The organism is Microbacterium sp. SORGH_AS_0888, assembly GCF_030818905.1.
Classification (GTDB): Bacteria; Actinomycetota; Actinomycetes; order Actinomycetales; family Microbacteriaceae; genus Microbacterium.
In genome coordinates, this window is the sequence record NZ_JAUTAZ010000001.1 from 1,425,171 (window position 1) to 1,443,783 (window position 18,613).

Annotated in this window: 18 protein-coding genes; 5 read left to right on the top strand and 13 right to left on the bottom strand. The window is 72.5% G+C overall.

Translation table 11 applies throughout. The features are described 5' to 3' along the window. Positions 1-124 precede the first annotated feature (124 nt). A complete protein-coding gene (coaA, locus tag QE381_RS06990; protein ID WP_307216702.1) occupies positions 125-1,081 on the bottom strand; it encodes a type I pantothenate kinase in 957 nt (318 codons plus the stop codon). A gap of 36 nt (positions 1,082-1,117) precedes the next feature. On the opposite strand from coaA, the gene QE381_RS06995 reads away from it, so the two are divergent. Beyond that, positions 1,118-2,050, top strand: coding sequence for a Ppx/GppA phosphatase family protein (locus QE381_RS06995; RefSeq protein WP_307216704.1), 933 nt, complete (start codon positions 1,118-1,120; stop codon positions 2,048-2,050). 133 nt (positions 2,051-2,183) lie between these two features. Here the strand turns inward: QE381_RS06995 and glmM are convergent, their stop codons facing one another. The 9 genes from glmM to QE381_RS07040 form a co-directional block, all read right to left on the bottom strand. Next, a complete protein-coding gene (gene glmM / locus QE381_RS07000; protein WP_307216705.1) occupies positions 2,184-3,539 on the bottom strand; it encodes a phosphoglucosamine mutase in 1,356 nt (451 codons plus the stop codon). Positions 3,540-3,541: 2 nt separating this feature from the next. Beyond that, positions 3,542-4,021 carry a 30S ribosomal protein S9 gene (gene rpsI, locus QE381_RS07005; protein WP_307216707.1) on the bottom strand — a complete coding sequence of 160 codons (480 nt, stop codon included), beginning with the start codon at positions 4,019-4,021 and terminating at the stop codon, positions 3,542-3,544. Between the two features lie 26 nt (positions 4,022-4,047). Further along, positions 4,048-4,494, bottom strand: a complete 447-nt coding sequence (rplM, locus tag QE381_RS07010; RefSeq protein WP_307216709.1) for a 50S ribosomal protein L13 — start codon at positions 4,492-4,494, stop codon at positions 4,048-4,050. A gap of 296 nt (positions 4,495-4,790) precedes the next feature. Continuing rightward, entirely contained in the window at positions 4,791-5,636 is an 846-nt protein-coding gene (locus QE381_RS07015; protein WP_307216711.1) for an NAD(P)-dependent oxidoreductase, read from the bottom strand. Positions 5,637-5,640: 4 nt separating this feature from the next. Then, on the bottom strand, positions 5,641-7,569 hold the full coding sequence (locus tag QE381_RS07020) for a glycoside hydrolase family 127 protein (protein ID WP_307216713.1): 1,929 nt from the start codon (positions 7,567-7,569) through the stop codon (positions 5,641-5,643). A 3-nt stretch (positions 7,570-7,572) separates the two neighbouring features. Further along, on the bottom strand, positions 7,573-8,391 hold the full coding sequence (locus QE381_RS07025; protein ID WP_307216716.1) for a carbohydrate ABC transporter permease: 819 nt from the start codon (positions 8,389-8,391) through the stop codon (positions 7,573-7,575). Then, positions 8,388-9,362: a carbohydrate ABC transporter permease gene (locus QE381_RS07030; protein ID WP_307216718.1), complete on the bottom strand. Its 975-nt coding sequence runs from the start codon at positions 9,360-9,362 to the stop codon at positions 8,388-8,390. Before QE381_RS07030 ends, QE381_RS07025 begins: the two co-directional genes overlap by 4 nt. Before the next feature lie 55 nt (positions 9,363-9,417). Further along, positions 9,418-10,674, bottom strand: a complete 1,257-nt coding sequence (locus QE381_RS07035; RefSeq protein ID WP_307216720.1) for an extracellular solute-binding protein — start codon at positions 10,672-10,674, stop codon at positions 9,418-9,420. A 96-nt stretch (positions 10,675-10,770) separates the two neighbouring features. Beyond that, on the bottom strand, positions 10,771-11,739 hold the full coding sequence (locus QE381_RS07040; protein ID WP_307216721.1) for a LacI family DNA-binding transcriptional regulator: 969 nt from the start codon (positions 11,737-11,739) through the stop codon (positions 10,771-10,773). Between the two features lie 141 nt (positions 11,740-11,880). Between QE381_RS07040 and QE381_RS07045 the strand changes: the two genes are divergently transcribed. After that, positions 11,881-13,611 carry an amylo-alpha-1,6-glucosidase gene (locus QE381_RS07045; protein WP_307216723.1) on the top strand — a complete coding sequence of 577 codons (1,731 nt, stop codon included), beginning with the start codon at positions 11,881-11,883 and terminating at the stop codon, positions 13,609-13,611. Between the two features lie 3 nt (positions 13,612-13,614). On the opposite strand, the gene QE381_RS07050 is transcribed toward QE381_RS07045, so the two are convergent. Continuing rightward, on the bottom strand, positions 13,615-15,081 hold the full coding sequence (locus QE381_RS07050; protein WP_307216725.1) for a helix-turn-helix transcriptional regulator: 1,467 nt from the start codon (positions 15,079-15,081) through the stop codon (positions 13,615-13,617). Positions 15,082-15,145: 64 nt separating this feature from the next. Beyond that, positions 15,146-16,003 (bottom strand): CPBP family intramembrane glutamic endopeptidase, encoded by an 858-nt coding sequence (locus QE381_RS07055; RefSeq protein ID WP_307216727.1) that lies wholly within the window; start codon positions 16,001-16,003, stop codon positions 15,146-15,148. Between the two features lie 41 nt (positions 16,004-16,044). Here QE381_RS07055 and QE381_RS07060 point away from each other — a divergent pair, with 41 nt between their 5' ends. Further along, entirely contained in the window at positions 16,045-16,641 is a 597-nt protein-coding gene (locus QE381_RS07060; protein WP_307216729.1) for a low molecular weight phosphatase family protein, read from the top strand. Positions 16,642-16,645: 4 nt separating this feature from the next. Here the strand turns inward: QE381_RS07060 and QE381_RS07065 are convergent, their stop codons facing one another. Next, on the bottom strand, positions 16,646-17,500 hold the full coding sequence (locus tag QE381_RS07065; protein ID WP_307216731.1) for a sulfurtransferase: 855 nt from the start codon (positions 17,498-17,500) through the stop codon (positions 16,646-16,648). A gap of 156 nt (positions 17,501-17,656) precedes the next feature. Between QE381_RS07065 and QE381_RS07070 the strand changes: the two genes are divergently transcribed. Then, positions 17,657-18,115 (top strand): MarR family winged helix-turn-helix transcriptional regulator, encoded by a 459-nt coding sequence (locus tag QE381_RS07070; RefSeq protein WP_307216733.1) that lies wholly within the window; start codon positions 17,657-17,659, stop codon positions 18,113-18,115. Positions 18,116-18,129: 14 nt separating this feature from the next. Continuing rightward, positions 18,130-18,552 (top strand): organic hydroperoxide resistance protein, encoded by a 423-nt coding sequence (locus QE381_RS07075; protein WP_307216735.1) that lies wholly within the window; start codon positions 18,130-18,132, stop codon positions 18,550-18,552. The last annotated feature ends 61 nt before the right edge of the window (positions 18,553-18,613 follow it).

The following is an 18,613-nucleotide window of genomic DNA, read 5'->3' on the forward strand; positions in this document are numbered from 1 at the left end:
TAGATGGGCACGCCTGAGCCCCCGCCCCGACCCGCTCTCCCCCGCATCCACCCGCGAGACCAGTCCTCCGCGCCGAGACCGGCGAGAAAACCGCCGGTCTCGGCGGCCCGGACTGGTCTCGCGGTCAGAGCTTGCGCAGGAGCACCCGCTCGACGCCGTGGGTGACGCCCTTCTCGAGCACGAGCGAGGCGCGGTGCTTGGTCGGCAGCACGTTCTCGAGCAGGTTCGGGAGGTTGATCTCGTTCCAGAAGTAGTGCGCGCGCCGCACGGCCTCCTCGTCCGAGATCTCGGCATACACCCGGAAGAACGAGTTCGGGTTGCTGAACGCGGCGGCGCGCAGCGCGAGGAACCGCTGCGTGTACCAGTCGCGGATGTGGGCGGGATCGGCGTCCACGTACACGGAGAAGTCGAACAGCTCGCTCACGGCCACGTCGTTCGGCGTGGGCGGAGGCTGGAGGACGTTCAGCCCCTCGACGATCACGACGTCGGGACGCCGCACGATCGTGTGCGCATCGGGGACGATGTCGTAGCGCATGTGGGAGTAGAACGGCGCCCTCACCTCGGGCTCGCCCGACTTCACCGCCGTCAGGAACTCGACGAGGGCGCGCCGGTCGTACGACTCGGGGAAGCCCTTGCGGTCCATGAGGCCGCGGCGCTCCAGCTCGGCGTTCGGATAGAGGAAGCCGTCCGTCGTGACGAGCTCCACGCGGGGCGTGCCGGGCCAGCGGCTCATGAGCTCGCGCAGCAGTCGCGCGATCGTCGACTTCCCGACCGCGACCGAGCCGGCGACCCCCAGCACGAACGGCGTCGTGGAGTCCGCCTCGCCGAGGAAGGCGCTCTCGTCCGCGCCCAGGCGCTTGGTCGCGCTGGCGTACAGGGAGAGGAGCCGCGAGAGCGGCAGATAGACCTCGCGCACCTCGGTGAGATCGAGCCGGTCCCCGAGACCGCGCAGCTGCACGACCTCCGCCTCGGTGAGCGGCTGGGTGACCCCGGCGGCGAGCCGGGCCCAGTCGGAACGCGCGATCTCGCGGTAGAGGGACAGCGCGAGCGAGTCGGCCTGCAACGCCTCATCCACGGTCATCCGTTCAGACTAGTGGCGCCGCTAGGCTGTGGGATCGTGCGACTCGGAGTGCTCGACATCGGTTCCAACACGGTGCACCTCCTCGTCGCGGACGCGCACCCGGGCGGACGCCCGCTCGCGACGAGCAGCACCCGCACGGTGCTGCGGCTCATGCGGTACCTCACCGCCGACGGCGCGATCAGCGAGGACGGGGTCACGGCGCTCGTGGATGCCGTGGCCCGAGCCCGCGAGGTCGCACGGGCCGAGCACGTCTCGGAGCTCCTGGCCACCGCCACGAGCGCCGTGCGCGAGGCGACCAACGGCCCCGAGGTGATCGCCCGCATCGAGGCGGCGCTGGGCCAGCCGCTGCAGGTGCTCGGCGGCGAGGACGAGGCGCGCTTCACCTTCCTCGCCGTGCGCCGGTGGTTCGGCTGGTCGGCCGGGCAGATCATGCTGTTCGACATCGGCGGCGGGTCGCTCGAGCTCGCGGCCGGTGCCGACGAGCTGCCGGAGGCGGCGGCATCCGTGCCACTGGGCGCGGGGCGGATGACGATCCGCTTCCTCCCGGACGATCCGCCCGGCGAAGCCGCCGTCGAGCGGCTGCGCGCGCACGCCGCGCAGGTGCTCGCCCCCGTCGCACGGGAGTTCTCGTCGCAGCCGCGCCCGGATCACGTCGTGGGATCGTCCAAGGCGATCCGCTCGCTCGCGAAGCTCGCGGGCTACCCCGTGCCGGGCTGGTCGGGGATCGATCGGATGGTGCTGCCCCAGGCGGCGCTCGGGTCGTGGATCCCGCGGCTCGCCCGGCTCCCCGCATCCGCCCGCCAGGAGCTGCCCGGCATCACCGCGGACCGGACGTTCCAGATCGTCGCGGGCGCCGTCGTGCTGCACACCGCGATGCGGGTCATGGACGTCGACGAGCTCGAGGTGAGCCCCTGGGCGCTGCGCGAGGGCGTGCTGCTGCGCTACATCGAGAACATGGCCTGGACCTGACCCCGGTCGGTCGTGCCGCTCCTGCACGACCGAGCGGCGGGGATTCTCGACGACACGCCGGGCGAGGAGCGTCCGACACAGCGTGTCGGCCACGATCCCCGCAGCGCCGTCGCACGGCCGGGCGCTCGACGGCTCAGAGGGCGAGCCGCTCCCGCACCACGGTCGCGAGCTCCTCGGCGATCCGCCGCGCCGTGCCCTCGTCCTCGGCCTCGACCATGACGCGCACGAGCGGCTCGGTGCCGCTGGCGCGCAGCAGGACCCGCCCGGTGTCGCCGAGCGTGCGCTCGGCGGCCGCGACCGCGACGGCCAGCTCGGCGTCCGCGACGCGCGTGCGGTCGACGCCCGTGACGTTGACGAGAACCTGCGGGTACACCGTCATGATCGCCGCCAGCTCGGCGAGGCTGCGGCCCGTGCGCTGCATCTCGGCCATCAGGTGCAGCCCCGTGAGCACGCCGTCGCCGGTCGTGGCGTGACTGCTCATGATCACGTGCCCCGACTGCTCGCCGCCCAGCGAGTAGCCGTGCTCGTTCATGGCCTCCAGCACGTACCGATCCCCGACACCGGTCTGCACGACATGGATGCCGTGGGCCGCCATCGCGCGATGGAGCCCCAGGTTGCTCATGACGGTCGCCACGAGCGTGTCGTCGCGCAGCACACCGCGCTCCTTCATCGAGACCGCGAGGATCGCCATGATCTGGTCGCCGTCGATGACCCGGCCCTCGGCGTCGACCGCGAGGCAGCGATCCGCGTCGCCGTCGTGCGCGATGCCGAGATCGGCGCCCCGGCGCACGACCTCGGCGGCGAGGTGCTCCAGGTGCGTCGAGCCGACGCCGTCGTTGATGTTGAGGCCGTCGGGGTCGGCGCCGACGACCGTGACCCGGGCCCCGGCATCCCGGAACGTCTCGGGCGATACGCCCGAGGCCGCGCCGTGCGCGCAGTCGAGCACGACGTGCAGCCCGTCGAGCCGGTGCGGCAGCGACTGCAGCAGGTGGACGACGTAGCGGTCCTCGGCATCGGCGAAACGGCGGATGCGTCCGACATCCGCTCCCGTGGGCTGCAGCTTGGGGGCGCCCAGGGCGAACTCGATGCGCTGCTCGACCGCGTCGGGCAGCTTCACCCCGCCGCGCGCGAAGATCTTGATCCCGTTGTCGGGCGCGGGGTTGTGGGAGGCCGAGACCATGACGCCGAAGTCGGCGTCGATGTCGGCGATGAGGAAGGCCGCCGCGGGCGTGGGCAGCACGCCCGCGTCGTAGACGTCGACACCGGAGGAGGCCAGGCCCGCCGCCACCGCGGCGGCGAGGAACTCGCCCGAGATGCGCGGGTCGCGCGCCACGACGGCCGTCGGCCGCTTGCCCGCGGCGCGGCGCGCCTCGGCGGAACGGCCCTGGCCCAGGACGACCGCGGTCGCCTGGGCCAGGGAGAGAGCAAGGTCGGCGGTGAGGGGGCCATTGGCCAGGCCCCGCACACCGTCTGTGCCGAACAGACCCAAAGTCAGCGCTTCGAGTACTGGGGAGCCTTGCGCGCCTTCTTGAGACCGGCCTTCTTGCGCTCCTTGACGCGCGCGTCGCGCGAGAGGAAGCCGGCCTTCTTCAGGGTCGGACGGTTGTTCTCGGCGTCGATCTCGTTGAGCGCACGGGCGATGCCGAGGCGCAGGGCGCCCGCCTGGCCCGAGGGGCCGCCGCCGGAGATGCGCGCGATGACGTCGTAGGCGCCCGTGAGGTTGAGCACCGTGAAGGGGTCGGTGACCAGCTGCTGGTGCAGCTTGTTCGGGAAGTAGTCCTCGAACGTGCGGCCGTTGATCGTGATGGTGCCGGAGCCCGGGACCAGCCGCACGCGGGCGATCGCCTGCTTGCGGCGACCGACGGCGGCGCCGGGGACCGAGAGCACGGGGCGCTCGGCCACGACCACGGTCTCGTCGGCCGGGGTCTCGGTGGAGTAGTTGTTGTCGATGGAGTCGGAGAGGTTCGCCACGAGTGTGTCCTTGTCTTGGTCGGCGCTTACTGGGCGACCTGGTCGAACGTGTAGGTCTGGGGCTGCTGCGCGGCGTGGGGGTGCTCGGCGCCCGCGTACACCTTCAGCTTGGACAGCTGCTGGCGGCCCAGGCTGTTCTTGGGGAGCATGCCGCGGATGGCCTTCTCGACGGCGCGGACCGGGTTCTTCTCGAGGAGCTCGGCGTAGCTGACCGACTTGAGTCCGCCCGGGTAGCCGGAGTGGCGGTAGGCCATCTTCTTCTGGAGCTTCTGGCCGGTGAGGGCGACCTTGTCGGCGTTGACGATGATGACGAAGTCACCCGTGTCGACGTGGTTCGCGAAGGTCGGCTTGTGCTTGCCGCGGAGGAGGGTCGCCGCGTGCGAGGCGAGACGTCCGAGGACGACGTCGGTCGCGTCGATGACCAGCCACTCGCGCTGGATCTCGCCAGCCTTGGGGGTGAAAGTGCGCGTCACAGTAGTGCTGCTTTCTTGTTCGAACGGAGAGGTTCGTGAATCCCACTCCGGGGTGGTTCTCGTGTGCACGGGAACACGCCAGTGGAGGGCTCACGTTCGGGTGACGCCGCGCAGGACGACGCACCAAATCAGTAGCTTACGCGATCGAGGGCGATGCCGCCAGCCGGGCGTGTCGCGCCCGGCGAGCGGCCTCGGTCGCAGAGTCGCACGGATGTCGCAGCGATCGTGCGAGATCCTGCGACATCCGTGCGGGCCTGCGACGGCGCAGGGCCGCAGGCCGCGGCCGCGGCCGCGCGTCAGACCTCGTCGCGCCAGGAGTGCCGGGGCGCATACCCGAGCAGGCGGCGGGCCTTGTCGATCGAGAGCAGCGTCTCGTTGACCCCGAGCTCGCCGCGCAGCGGCACATCCGGGAACACCTCGGCGACGAGCTCGGCGTTGGGGCGCGTCATGACGGTGTCGGCGGCCGCGATGATGAACGTGTCGAAGCCGGGGGCGGCGACCTCCAGCGCGCGCTCCACCGCCTGCGCCCCGTCGCGCGCGTCGATGTAGCCCCAGAGGTTCCACTTGCGCGCCCGCGCGTCGGCGTCGAAGCCGGGGAAGACGGCGTAGTCGTCCGGCACCATGACGTTGGAGAACCGCAGCGCCGTGATCGACACGTCGGGGTGCCAGCGCACCAGCTCTGCGGCGAGGCGCTCCTCGAGGGTCTTCACGAGCGAGTACACCGACTCCGGCCTCGGCGCGTAGTCCTCGTCCACGGGGATGTAGGGCGGCGGTACGTCGAAGGGAAGCCCCAGCACCGTCTCGCTCGAGGCGTACACGATCCGCCGGATGCCGAGCCGCACGGCCGCCCAGAGCACGTTGAACGTGACGGTCATGTTGTTGTGGAAGGTCGCGACGTCCGACCGGATGCCGGGGGCGGGCACCGCGGCGAGGTGCACGACGGCCTCGACGCCCTCGTGCTGGTCGCCGACTCCCGTGAGCGCGTCGACGACCTGGCCGTAGTCGGTCAGGTCGACCTGCACGAAGCCGGCGCCCCGCTCCCCCACGGCGTCGAGCCCGACCACCTCGTGGCCTGCGGCGCGCAGCTCCCGCACCACGACCGTGCCGAGCTTCCCCGATGATCCCGTCACTGCAATCCGCACGGCTTCATTCTCCCTCGGAAAGCGGCAGGAAGACCCGCATGGTCGATGGCCCGCGTTCCGCCCACCGGTGGTAGGGCACGAGCGTCAGCTCGCACGGACGGGCGGATGCGGCATCCACCGCCGCACCGTAGGGCACGCCGGCGCGATCCGGCGCCGGCGCCACGGCTCCGGCGATCACCGCTCCCGCGGGCGCTGCGATCGGAGCGGCGCCGCGGAGGACGCGGATGTCGGCGAGGTCGACGTCCGCGGGCAGGTCGACGGACTCGAGGCACAGCACGAGCGGGCCCCGTTCCACCGCGACCGCGCCCCGCACCGCGTCGATGCGCGGGTCTGGCCAGCTCAGCCGAGGGGCGAGCGGCAGCTCGAGCACGAGCTCGTCCCCCGCCGAGAAGGCCCGCCGCACGTCGGCCCAGCCCGGCGGGACGACGCGCACCGCCCCGGTGGGATCGACCAGGGTCGACCCCTGGGCCCAGGAGGGCACCCGCAGCCGGAGGCGGGTGCTGCCCGCGGGCGCCTCCAGGACACGGACGCGGATGCGTCCGTCATCCGGATAGCGGGTCCGGACCTCGAGCACGAAGCCGCCGATGCGCACCCGGCCGGACGCGTACTGCAGGAGCGCAACGCCCTCCTCGTCGGCGGCGGCGACGTAGGCGCCCCATGAGGCGAGCGTGCGGGCGACGTTGGTGGGGCAGCACGAGACCTCGAACCAGGGCGCGCGCACGCCGCCCTCGGCGCGCGTGTTGACGCCGTCGATCGCATGCTCGGGCGCCTCGCGCTGATGGAGCGGGTTGGCGTAGAAGAACGCCCTCCCGTCGAGGCTCGGCGAGGCCGCCACGACGTTGAACAGGGTGCGCTCGATCAGGTCCGCGTAGCGGACCTCGCCCGTCGCGAGGAAGAGCCGCCAGGCGAGCATGACGGAGGCGACGCCGGCGCACGTCTCGCAGTAGGCGCGATCGGCCGGCAGCTCCCAGTCCTCGCCGAACCCCTCGTCCTGGTGGCGCGATCCCATCCCGCCGGTCAGGTACGTGCGGCGGGACACGGTCCGCTCCCACTGCCGCGTCACGGCCGCGAGCAGGTCGCTGTCGCCCGTGTCCACCGCGACGTCGACCGCCCCGGCGGACAGGTACAGCGCCCGCACGGCGTGCCCGCGCAGCACGCGCGCCTGCCTCACCGGGACGTCGTCCTGGAAGTACTCCGGCGACTGCAGCGGGGGCACCGGCAGCGTGCCGTGGCCCCGCCGCTCCACGAACAGCCGGGCCTGCTCGGTGTAGCGACGCTCGCCGAGCGCGCGCCCCGCCTCGGCGAGCGCCACCTCTATCTCGGGGTGACCGCAGACGCTCTGCCGCCCCTCCACCCCGAACTCTTCGCAGATGTGGTCGGCGGCGCGGCGCGCGATGTCGACCAGCGCATCCGTCCCGTGGCCCGTGCGCACCCGCGCGACCGCCGCCTGCAGCAGATGCCCCATGTTGTACAGCTCATGCCCCATGCCCATGTCGGAATACCTCGGCGGCAGCCCCGCGTGCCCGAAAGCCGTCGCGAGGTACCCGTCGGCGTCCTGGGCGGCTCCCACCCGGGCGACGAGCTCGTCGAAGGCGGCCGCAAGCGCCGGATCCGGGGAGCGCCCGAGCTCCCACGCCATGGCCTCCAGCAGCTTGTAGACCTCCGAGTCGGAGAACTGCCAGCCGGGACGGTCGCGGATCACCTCGCCCCGCGCGACACGATCGAAGGTGTCGATCCAGCCCAGCCGCTCCATCCACTCGCGGCAGTGCGACAGCGTGGCGGCGGCGTTCACCTGTTGACGGAGGCCCCAGAACCCCGAGGGGTCGAGGGACACGTCGCCGACCGCGGCGCCACGACGGGCGCCGTGGCCGGGCACGACGGGAGCCGCCGTCGCGGAGGCCGCCGCGACCACGGGATCCGAGCACGTCGTCACGGGTCAGTCCTTGACCGCGCCGGCGGTGACGCCCGCGGCGACGTAGCGCTGCGCGACCACGAGCAGGACCGCGGCGGGGATCGAGGCGACGACCGCCGTGGCCATGATCGCGTTCCACTGGGTCGTGTTGTTGCCGATGTAGTTGTAGATCCCGAGCGTGATGGGCTTGAGCGGCGAGTTCCGGGCGAGCGTGGAGGCGAAGACGAAGTCGGACCAGGCCCAGAGGAACGCGAACAGCGCGACCGTGAGCACGGAGTTGCGGCTGAGCGGCAGGACGACCGAGGTGAAGGTGCGCCACGCCCCTGCGCCGTCGATCCGCGCCGCCTGGAGCAGCTCGCGCGGAAGGCCCGACATGAACGCGGTGAACAGCAGCACGCCGAAGGGCACCGCGACCGTCGAGTCGGCGATGATGAGCCCGGCGACGCTGTTGAGCAGGCCGATCCGCACGTAGATCGCGTAGAAGCCCATCGCCATGACGACGCCGGGGATCATCTGCGCGACCAGCAGGAGGAAGTTCAGCGTGCGACCGCCGCGCAGGTTCAGCAGGGACATGGCGTACGCGGCGGGCGCGGCGATCACGACCGTCAGGACGACGCATCCGAGTCCGATCGCCAGGCTCGTGCCGAGGTTGGGCAGCTGCTCGCTGAGCACGGCGGCATAGCCCTCGAACGTGGGGTCGACCGGGAAGAGGTGCGGCGGGCTCAGCCGCAGGTCGCCCGTCTTGGTGAAGGAGACGTTGAGCATCCAGTAGACGGGGAAGAGCATGAGAGCGGTGAAGACGATGCCGAGTGCCGTCTTCCACCAGGCGCGGCGGGCGGTCATGAGTTCTCCTGGCGGCGCTGGACCCGCAGGTAGAGGAACCCGAAGACCAGCGCGATGACGATGAGGATGTTGCCGACCGCGGCAGCGGGCGACAGGTCGGGCTGGCCCGTGCCGAAGGCCTCGCGGTAGGACCAGACGGCGAGCGTCGTGGTCGCGTTGGCGGGGCCGCCCTTCGACATGATCCAGATGATGTCGACGACCTTGAGCGTGTAGACGAGGCCGAGCAGGAGGGTGATGGCGGAGACCGGGCGCAGCAGCGGGAACGTGATGCTCCAGAACTGGCGCCAGGCGCCGGCGCCGTCCAGGCTCGCCGCCTCGTAGAGGTCGCCGGGGATGTTCTGCAGCCCCGAGTACAGGATCACGAGGTTGAAGGGGATGCCGAGCCAGATGTTCGCGATGACGACCGCGACCATGGCGGTGTCGGGCGAGGTCAGCCAGTTCACCGACCCCAGCCCCGTCGCCTGCAGGAAGGCGTTGACGACGCCGTTGTCGCTGTTGAGCATCCAGGACCAGGTGGATCCGGAGACGATGAGCGGCAGCAGCCAGGGCACGAGGAAGAGGGCGCGCAGCACACCGTTCAGCCGGAAGCTGCCGCGGAAGAAGACCGCGAGGGCGAGGCCGATCGCGTACTGGAAGACGAGCGAGCAGAGGACGAACACCGCGGTGTTCACCATCGCCTGCCCGAACAGCGGCGCGGTCACGACCTCGACGTAGTTCTTCAGCCCGACGAACGCGGCGTCCCCCTGCACGAAGGCACGGACCGTGTAGTCGTGGATGCTGAGGTCGATGCTGCGGATCAGCGGGTAGGCGTAGAACGCGATGAGGTAGGCGAGCAGGGGCGCCGCGAAGCCGAGCGCGATCCAGCCCGAGCCGTTCACGCCCCCGGAGCGGTGCCGGCGCCGGTGCGCCGGGACCGTCACCGCCACCGTGTCGGTCGGCGGGGCGCCGGTGCGTGTCGTGGAGATCGTCATGTCCTGTTCCTTCGAGGTGCCCGGGGCGGACGCACGGTCCGCCCCGGACGGGCCGTCACTTGCTCGTGGCCGCGGCCGCCGCCTTCTGCGCGGCGGTGAGCGCGTCCTGCGGCGACGAGGCGCCCGAGAGCGAGCTCTGGATCGCGGTCCACAGCTGCTCGGAGATCAGCGGGTACGTGGTGCCGAGGTTGTCGCTCGTGCGCCCCTTGGCCGACTGCACCGCCGTGACCCAGGTCGAGAGGTCGGGGTGCTCCTGCAGCAGCTGCTTCTGCCCCGCCTCGGTGGGCGGGATGTAGTACGCGAACGTGTCGGCGGTCTTGACGAAGCCGTCGGTGGTCGTCATGCAGTCGATGATCTTCTTGGTGACCTCGTAGCGGGCCGTGTCCTTCTGGACCGGAGCGACGATGAACTCACCCCCGGTCGGTGCCGGCGCGGCTCCTCCGTTCATGCCGGGCAGCACGATCACGCCCGTCTTGAACGACTGCGAGGCGGCGCTGTCGACCTGCCAGGTGCCGTTCTCCGCGAAGCCGAACTTCCCCGTGAGGAACTCCTCCCAGCTCGTGTTCTGCGAGTTGCTGATGACGGACTGCGGCGCGTAGCCCTTCTTCACCCAGTCGGTCCACAGCGTCAGCGCCTGGACCGCCTGCGAGGAGTCGAGCTGGGTGAGGTCGGCTCCTGCGCCCCAGAACCAGGGGAGGAACTGGAAGGACCCCTCCTCGGTGCCGATGCCGGCGAACGTGATCCCCTTGCTGCCGGTGGCGCTGACCTTCGCGAGCGCATCCGTGAGCGTGCTCCAGTCGGTGATGGATGCCGGGTCCACCCCCGCGGCCTGCAGCACATCCGCGTTGTAGTAGAGCGCGAGCGTGTTCGCGCCGATCGGGATGCCGTAGGTCTGCCCGTCGAGCTGACCGGCCGCGAGCAGGTTGGCGTCGATGCTCGATGTGTCGAGGCCGAGGTCCGTCGTCGTGGTGAGCATCCCGGTGGAGGCGAGCGTGGAGACGGCCGGGTTGTCGAGCAGGATGATGTCGGGCGAGGTGCCCTCCTGCGCCGAGAGCAGCGCCTGGTTGGTGAGCGCGGTGGTGTCGTAGGCGGTGCGCTGGATCGTGACGCCCGCCTCGGTGCCGCACGCCTGCACACGGTTGGCCCAGTCTGAGCCGTCGGCGTGCTGCGGGTACGGGTCCCACCACGTGTAGGTGCCGCCCGCCGCATCCGACGAGCCGCCGGTGCTCGAGCCGGAGCAGCCGGCGAGCGCGCCCACCGCGACGACGGCGACCGCGACCGCGAGCGGTGCGCGGAGCTTGCTGATGATCATGAGTTCCTCCTTGAACGCGACCCGTCCTGCGGGTCTCCTGGTGTCAGGTGCGGGGTGGCGCGGCGATGGAGCCGCGGTCGTCGATGATGGGCGCGATCAGGTCGACGACGTGGGTGTCCGCATCCGTGGTGCCGCGGTGATGCGGGAGACGAGGTGCTCCACCGCGCGGCGTCCGAGCTCGTCGGCGGCGCTGTCGATGGCGGAGTAGGGAAGCGAGAACGTGCGGGCGAAGTCGTCGGAGTATCGGCCGATGACCGACATGTCGGCGGGCGAGCCGAGTCCCCGCGACTGCAGGACGCTCGGCAGCGCCGCGGCCGCCGCCTCGTTGTTGAGGAGGAGACCCGTGGCGCCGGGGTGGGCGTCGAGCAGGAGCGCGAGGTCGCGCCCGATCTCGGGCTGGCGGGAGGCGCCGAAGGCGCGGTGGAGCACGATGCCGAGCTCGTCCGCGCGCGCGGCGGCCGCGTCCGCGAGGCGCCAGACGTAGGCGCCGCCGCGCTCGACCACGTGCTCGGGCTGCGAGACGAGGATGAGCTCACGATGGCCGAGGGCGTGCAGGCGCTCGACCATGAGCCGCCCGGCGGCGACGAAGTCGAGGTCGAACACGTCGACGTCGGAGGGGTCGGCGGGCAAGCCGATGAGCGCGGCGGGCTGCGGGACCGCACGGAGAACGCCGAGTCGTTCGTCGTGCTCGGCGACGTTGAGGAGCACGAAGCCGTCCGCCATGCGCGAGTCGGCGATGCGCCGCAGCGCCGCCACGCCGTCCTCCTCCGAGACGAGCAGCGTGTCGTAGCCGAGCGCCCGCGCACGGTTGGTGACGCCCAGGATGTACTGGAGCATGGCGGGCGCGAACTCGTCCTCGTAGAACTGGCCGAGCAGCGCCAGCACGTTCGTGCGGGAGGTCGCGAGCGCCCGCGCCCCCGCGTTCGGGGTGTAGCCGAGACGCTCGACGGCGTCGGCCACCCGCTGGCGCACGTCCGCCGAGATCGTGCGCTTGCCCGAGAGCGCGTAGGAGGCGGTGCTGCGCGAGACGCCGGCCGCGCGGGCCACGTCGCCGATGTTCACCATGTGCGCACTCCGTCGTCTCGCTGCGGGGTCCGAGGCAGCGATCCCCACTGTCGAACCGGTTCGATTTCGAACCGGTTCGACAGTACAGTGGAGCCACCGCGACTGCAAGTGTCGACTCGATCACGATCCACGGAGCCCTCGATGACGAGCACCACCCCCTCCCCCGATGTCCGCCACATGCGCTTCGACATCCGCCAGATCCCGTTCAGCCGACGCGGCGCGTGGCTGAACCTGTCGCCCGTCGCAGCGGCGCACGAGGTGCGCGACGACATCCACCTCGTCTCTCACCGCACGGGGATGCACGCCGTGCTCGCGCTCGTCCCGCTGCGTGCGGGCGAGCGGGCGGCGTCGGCCGTCGTCGTCGATCCGGCGGTGCTGCGCTGGGAGCTCGAGGACGACGGCGCGATCGAGGCGGTGTTCGAGCGGATCGATGCGATCCGCCTGCGCGGGAGCGCGGGCACCGGCATCCGGCTCGCGGATCCCGCCGCCGAGCTGACCCCGTTCACCGGCGCCTACCTGCTGCGCGACCCGCAGGACGGGAGCACCGTGCTGACCTCGTACGAGACGGGCTGCCGGTATCGCGTGACCGTGCTGGCGGGCGCGAGCGAGACCACCGGGACGGAAGCGCTCGGGGCCGCCGACCGGGCCGTGACCGTCACGGGCGCGAGCGAGTCGTCCGGGTGGGAGATCGTGCTCGAGGAGATGGGCACGGCTCGCGCCCCCTACGCCGACGCCGCGTCGTTCGATGCCGCCGCCGCGGACGTCGCGGCGGAGTTCGCCGCGTACGCGGACGCGATCGCTCCCTGGCGCTCCGGCGGCGACGCCCCCGCGGCCACCCTCGCCGCCTACGTGCTGTGGTCGGCCACCGTGTCGGCCGCGGGCTTCCTCGGCCGCGAGTCCGTGCTGATGTCCAAGCACTGGATGGACAAGGTGTGGAGCTGGGACCACTGCTTCACCGCCCTGGCCCTCGCGCCGGGGCTCCCCGGCGCGGCCCTCGACCAGTTCCTCGCCCCCTTCGACCACCAGGATGCCTCCGGCGCGCTGCCGGACTCGATCGCGCACTCGGAGCGGCTCTTCAACTTCGTGAAGCCGCCCATCCACGGCTGGGCGCTGCGGCGGCTGCGCGCCGACGGTGCCGTCCCCGCCGCGCAGACGCGGGACGTCTACGAGCGGATGGCGTCGTGGACGCGCTTCTGGCTGGACCGCCGACGGGCACCCGGCCGCATCCTGCCCTTCTATCAGCACGGCAACGACAGCGGATGGGACAACTCGACGCTCTTCGACCGGGATCGCGTCGTGGCGGCCCCTGACCTCGCCGCGTTCCTCCTCCAGCAGCTGGACGTTCTCGCCGAGCTCGCCGCGGAGCTCGGCGAGGACCCCGACCCCTGGCTCGACGAGCGGCGAGCCGTCCACGAGGCGCTCATGGCGGAGCTGTGGACGGGCGACGGCTTCGTCGCCCGCGGCGTCGACGGCGGTGAGAGCACCCGGACGAGCCTGCTCTCGGTCATGCCGATCGCGGCCGGGGATCTGCTCGGCGCCGAGGTCTCCGCCGTCCTCGCGGACCGGGTCCGCGAGTTCCTGACCGACTGGGGACCGGCCACGGAACGGGTGGACTCCGGCCACTACGAGTCCGACGGCTACTGGCGGGGCCCGATCTGGGCACCCGCCACGCTGCTGATCGAGGACGGCCTCCGGCGGTCCGGCCATGGGGACCTCGCGGACGAGGTGAGCGCGAGGTTCCGGCGCCTGTGCGAGACATCCGGCTTCGCCGAGAACTTCGACGCGCTCACGGGCGAAGGGCTCCGCGACCGCGCCTACACGTGGACCGCGGCCGTGTACCTGCTCCTGACCCGTGCCGCCGCGAAGGCCTGACCCTCACCCCGGACGAGAGCCGTCGGGGGGCGGCGGCATCCGGTCGAAGTAGCCGGCGCGCTCCAGCAGCTCGACCGCATCCGTTCGCGAGCGCACACCGAGCTTCAGGTACAGCGTTCGCAGCTGCGTCTTGATCGTGTTGATGGACAGGAACGCGCCCTGCGCGAGCTCGGCGACGGAGGACCCGAGGCGCAGCCCCCACACCAGCTCCGACTCACGGCGCGTGAAGGCGGGGAGCGCGGGCCTTCGCCGCGCCACCAGGACGGGGAGCCGCTCGAATCGCGCGCGGACGTCGGCGATCGCGGAGACGAGCTCCGGCCGCCGCTCGGCGAGCCCGGCGAGGAATTGCGCGAGGTCCTTTCCCGGCAGGGTCAGCAACGGCAGCGCCGAGCCGGAGTCGGCGATCATGCGGAACGCATCCTCGAACTCCGACTCCGCCACCGCCGTGTCGCCGAGCCGCCGGTGCGCGAGCGCACGGCGGAGCAGGACCGGCGCGAGCGTGCGAAGCGCGTGGCCCGCGCCCAGGGAGACGCACCCGCTCGTCGCGCGCAGCGCCGAGAGCGGGTCGTCGCACGCGAGGTGGGCCGAGGCGCGCTGCATGTCGAAGCACAGCGCGTGCCCGGGCGGCGAGGGCACCCCGTGCAGGACCGTGAGCACCCGCTCGGGCTCACCGCGCACCAGCAACGCGTCGGCGAGGATGCCCAGCGCGAAACCGCGGATCATCGGGAGCACGGCGATGTCCTCGGCACCGCCGGTCACCCGCGTGGCCAGCGCGATGGCGGCGCCCGGGTCGCCGTCGACGAGCGCGACCATCGCCTCGACCGCATCCGCCGTCGAGCTCCAGCGCGCATCCGAGGGGCGCAGGCGCAGGCAGGCGGCGATCTCGGCGAGCCGGTCCGGCCGAAGCTCGGCGGAGGCGAGGAGGGCCTCGCCCAGCAGCAGCGGATAGGCCGCGAACGAGGGGATCCACGCCCGCTCCTCCGCCACCGCGCGAGCCGTCTCGGCCTCGCGACCCGCCGCGGCGTAGTCGCCGTTCAGCACGGCGCACACGCAGGCGAGGGATGCGGCGCGGAAGCGGGCGGCGTCATCGCCGGCCGCCTCCGCCGCGGCCACCGCGCGCCGCGCGGAGGAGAAGCCGGGTCGAGCCAGACCGGCGGTGGCGTAGGCCTCGGAGATCGCGGCGTACAGACCGCTGCGCTGGAGCGCGGCGACTCCGGGGTCATCGGCGTCCGCCCGCTCGGCGACCGCCTCGGCCAGCTCGAGCGCGGCCTCGCGCCGGCCGGTGTGGAGTCGCGCGAGGATCATCGCGGTATGGGTCACCGCTCGAGCACCGGCCGGCATCGCGGCGGGCGAGGGCGGCGCGGCGACGGCGAGCCGGTCGGCGTCCGAGGCGGCGAGCGCGTGTCCGGGCGCGACGAACGCCGCCACGATCCGTTCCGCCGCCGCCAGTACGTTGGCGGAGTCGATCATCGGGCGAGTATCACCCGACCACGCGGGAGCACCGACTCCACTGTGACTGCCATGACCCGCGCGCTCAGGACAACCCCACCGAGCCGGCGCCGACGCCCGTCAGCGTGCCCACGAGCGCGAGCGCCACGAACGAGCCGTTGAAGACGACGTGCAGGAGGAGCGCCGCCCAGAACCGTCCCGTGAGCAGGACCAGCAGAGCGCCCGTGAGGCCGACCAGGCCGATCGAGACGGCTGCGTCCCACGTCGGGGCGAGCGACCCGGTGAGCTGGTGCAGCAGGAGGAACAGGCCCGTGGACACGAGCGCCGCGCCGGCGCCGGCGACCGGACGGAGCTCGGTCAGACGGCGGAACGCGGTGAACAGCGCCACCAGGAGCAGCGCGTGGAAGAACAGCTCTTCGACCACCGGGCCCACCACGGTGGGGACCAGGAGATCCTCGAACCACCATCCTCCCGGCAGCCGCCCGTCGGCCGTCGGGAACGACGGCCACACCGATCGGCCGGTCGCCGCCTGGCTCAGCCATCCGGCGACCGCGCGGAGGATGAGCCCGAGCACGATCCCGAAGAGCAGGTCGACGGGCCGGAAGCGGAAGAGCCCGCGGGGCACCGACAGACGCAGCGCGGCGATCGCCGGCACGAGCATCGAGACCCACAGCGCGACGGTGCCGATCCAGCCGCCGAGGACCCCGCCGATGAACTCGGTCGACGCGGTGGCGACGAGCACGCCGGCGCCGAGGGCCACGACCGCCCAGCCCACCAGCAGCCAGCTCCACTGCTGCACCGAGGCGCCGCCGGTGCGCCACTCCCGCGGGCGGCTCGGACGGCCGCGGCGAGGCCGGCGCGCAGCCGCGTCGCGCGCGTCTCCGGGCTCGGCGTCGGGCGTCGCCGCGCCGTCCGCCGTCGAGGCGTCGATAGACTCGCTCACGCTGCCCAGGCTACCGGGCACCCCCGACCTCGGAGTCCACGTTGTTCGAGATCCTCACCGTCTGCACCGGCAACGTCTGCCGTTCTCCGTTCGCGGAGGTCGTCCTGGCCGCCGAGCTGCCGGGGATCGGCGTCGCGAGCGCGGGCGCGCGCGCGTTGATCGACCACCCGATGGAGCACGACGCCGCCCGGCTCGCCCGGCAGTACGGCATCTCGTCCGAGGCGGTCGAGGCGCACCGCGCCCGCTGGCTCACGGAGTCCCATCTCTCCTCCCCCGACCTCGTGCTCGCGATGGCCAGGGAGCACCGGCGCGAGGTCGTGGAGCTCGCGCCCGCCAAGGTGCGATCGGCGTTCACGGCGCGCGAGTTCGCGCGCCTGGCCGCGTACGTCCCGGATGCGGAGGCGCGGCGCATCGCCGATGCGGCGGGCGAGGTCCCCCGCGAGCGGCTGCGGGCGCTGCTCGCGTCCCTGGCCGGGCTGCGCAGCGAGGTCGAGCCGCCGCTCGACCCGGCGGAGGACGACGTGATCGACCCGTACCGCCGCGGCTGGGAGAGCTACGAGCTCATGGCGACGCAGCTCATGCCGGCACTGGGCGAGGTCGTGCGGATCGCGCGGATCGCGGCGGACCGACCGTCGTAGCGGCTCAGCGAGCGCCGACATCCCCCCACGGGCGCGGCCCCGAGGCGACGGGCCGGTCGCGCGCCCGCGACCACCTGCTCCACGAGCCGGGGAAGACCCGCGCCTCGATCCCGCTGTGCGCCAGGGCGAGGGCGGAGTGGGCGGAGGCGATGCCGGAGCTGCAGTACAGGACGAGGCCCGTGGACACATCCTGTACCGCCGAGGAGAAGGTCCGGCGGATCTGCTCGGGTGGCCGTAGCCGGCCCGAGCGATCGACGTGGGACAGCGTCGGCACGTTGACGGCACCGGGGATGTGACCGGCCGCGGGATCGCTGCCGGCCGTCGTGCCCCGATAGTGCTGCGGCCCGCGCACATCGACGAGCCGGCCGGCGACGGCGGCCTGTGCGGCGTCGTCGATGCTCGCGACGCCCGGATCCGCATCCCGGAGCACCGCCGATCCCGGCACGGGCAGCACATCGCCGGACTCGAGCAGCCCGCCCGCGGCGATCCATGCCCCGAGGCCCCCGTCGAGCACGCGCACCTCGAGCCCTCGCCGTCGCAGCAGCCACCACAGCCGCGCGGCGGCGACGCCGTCGTTGTCGTCGTACGCCACGACGAGGTCGCCCTCATCCACCCCCCAACGGCGGATGCTGCGCGCCAGGGTCGCCGCGGACGGCAGCGGATGCCGCCCCTCCTCCGGATGACCGGGCGTGGACAGCTCGCGTTCGAGGTCGACGTAGACGGCTCCGGGAAGGTGCCCGTCGAGGTAGGCGGGACGCCCCTCCGGCACATCGAGGCGCCAGCGCACGTCGAGCAGCCGGACACGCGCCCCCGCGGCCACCGCCGCGGCGAGCGTGTCCGGATCGATGAGGTGCGCCACGATGCGAGCCTCGCGGCTGCGACCCACGACGTCATGCGCCGGCGCAACACGCGTTCATGCGGCGTCATGCGGCGTCACGAGGGGACGCGCGGCGGCGAGCGCGCCGCGCTCTCGAGTTCTGTTGTGCGCAATTAAATTGTGTGCAATGCTTCTTCCATGAGCGCCCTCGAGCAGATGCTGTGCTTCTCGCTGTACTCGGCCAGCCGCGCCACCACGCAGGCCTACCGCCGCCTGCTCGCCGACTGGGACCTCACCTATCCGCAGTACCTCGTCCTGGTCGCGCTGTGGGATCGCGGGCCGCTCACGGTGGGCGAGCTCGGCGACGACCTCGCGCTCGACTCGGGCACCCTCTCCCCGCTGCTGCGCCGCATGGAGGCGGCCGGCCTCGTCTCCCGCGCACGCGAGCAGGCCGACGCACGCGTGGTCCGGGTCTCGCTCACCGAACGGGGAGAGGCGCTGCGCGGCGAGCTCTCCGGCATCCCCGCGGCGCTCGGGGAATGCCTCGGCCTCTCCGTCGAGGGCGCGCACGAGCTGCTCGCCGTCCTGCGACGCGTCACCGGCGCGATGCAGGACGCGAACGACCGGGATGCGGCGAGCCTCGCCGCATCCGCCTGATGAAAGGACACACCATGGACATCCTCTACACCGCGGAAGCACTCGCGACCGGCGACGGCCGCAACGGACACGTCGCCACGCGCGACGGACAGCTCGACACGGACGTGCGCGTCCCCAAGGAGATGGGCGGCGCCGGCGGCGCGCTCAACCCGGAGCTGCTCTTCGCGGCGGGCTACGCCGCATGCTTCCACAGCGCGCTGCTCGCCGTCGCGCGCCAGCAGAAGACGCCGGTGCACGACACGAGCGTGGGCGCGCGCGTGGGCATCGGCTCGAACGGCGAGGGCGGGTTCGGGCTGGCCGTCGAGCTCGAGGTCGTCATCCCCGACCTCCCGCACGAGCAGGCGCAGGCCCTCGCCGACGCGGCGCACCAGGTGTGCCCCTACTCGAACGCGACCCGCGGCAACATCGACGTGACGGTGACCGTCACCGACGACTGACCCCCTCCCCCTCCGTTTTACCGCGAGACCAGTCCCGCGCGCCGAGACCGGCGATGAACCC

Excerpts from the sequence above, each read along its gene's own strand:
- QE381_RS07050 (WP_307216725.1), bottom strand. The coding sequence starts at position 15,081 with ATGATCGACTCCGCCAACGTACTGGCGGCGGCGGAACGGATCGTGGCG.
- QE381_RS07070 (WP_307216733.1), top strand. The coding sequence starts at position 17,657 with ATGAGCGCCCTCGAGCAGATGCTGTGCTTCTCGCTGTACTCGGCCAGC.
- QE381_RS07035 (WP_307216720.1), bottom strand. The coding sequence starts at position 10,674 with ATGATCATCAGCAAGCTCCGCGCACCGCTCGCGGTCGCGGTCGCCGTC.
- QE381_RS07045 (WP_307216723.1), top strand. The coding sequence starts at position 11,881 with ATGACGAGCACCACCCCCTCCCCCGATGTCCGCCACATGCGCTTCGAC.
- coaA (WP_307216702.1), bottom strand. The coding sequence starts at position 1,081 with ATGACCGTGGATGAGGCGTTGCAGGCCGACTCGCTCGCGCTGTCCCTC.
- QE381_RS07040 (WP_307216721.1), bottom strand. The coding sequence starts at position 11,739 with ATGGTGAACATCGGCGACGTGGCCCGCGCGGCCGGCGTCTCGCGCAGC.
- QE381_RS07030 (WP_307216718.1), bottom strand. The coding sequence starts at position 9,362 with ATGACGATCTCCACGACACGCACCGGCGCCCCGCCGACCGACACGGTG.
- QE381_RS07025 (WP_307216716.1), bottom strand. The coding sequence starts at position 8,391 with ATGACCGCCCGCCGCGCCTGGTGGAAGACGGCACTCGGCATCGTCTTC.
- QE381_RS07075 (WP_307216735.1), top strand. The coding sequence starts at position 18,130 with ATGGACATCCTCTACACCGCGGAAGCACTCGCGACCGGCGACGGCCGC.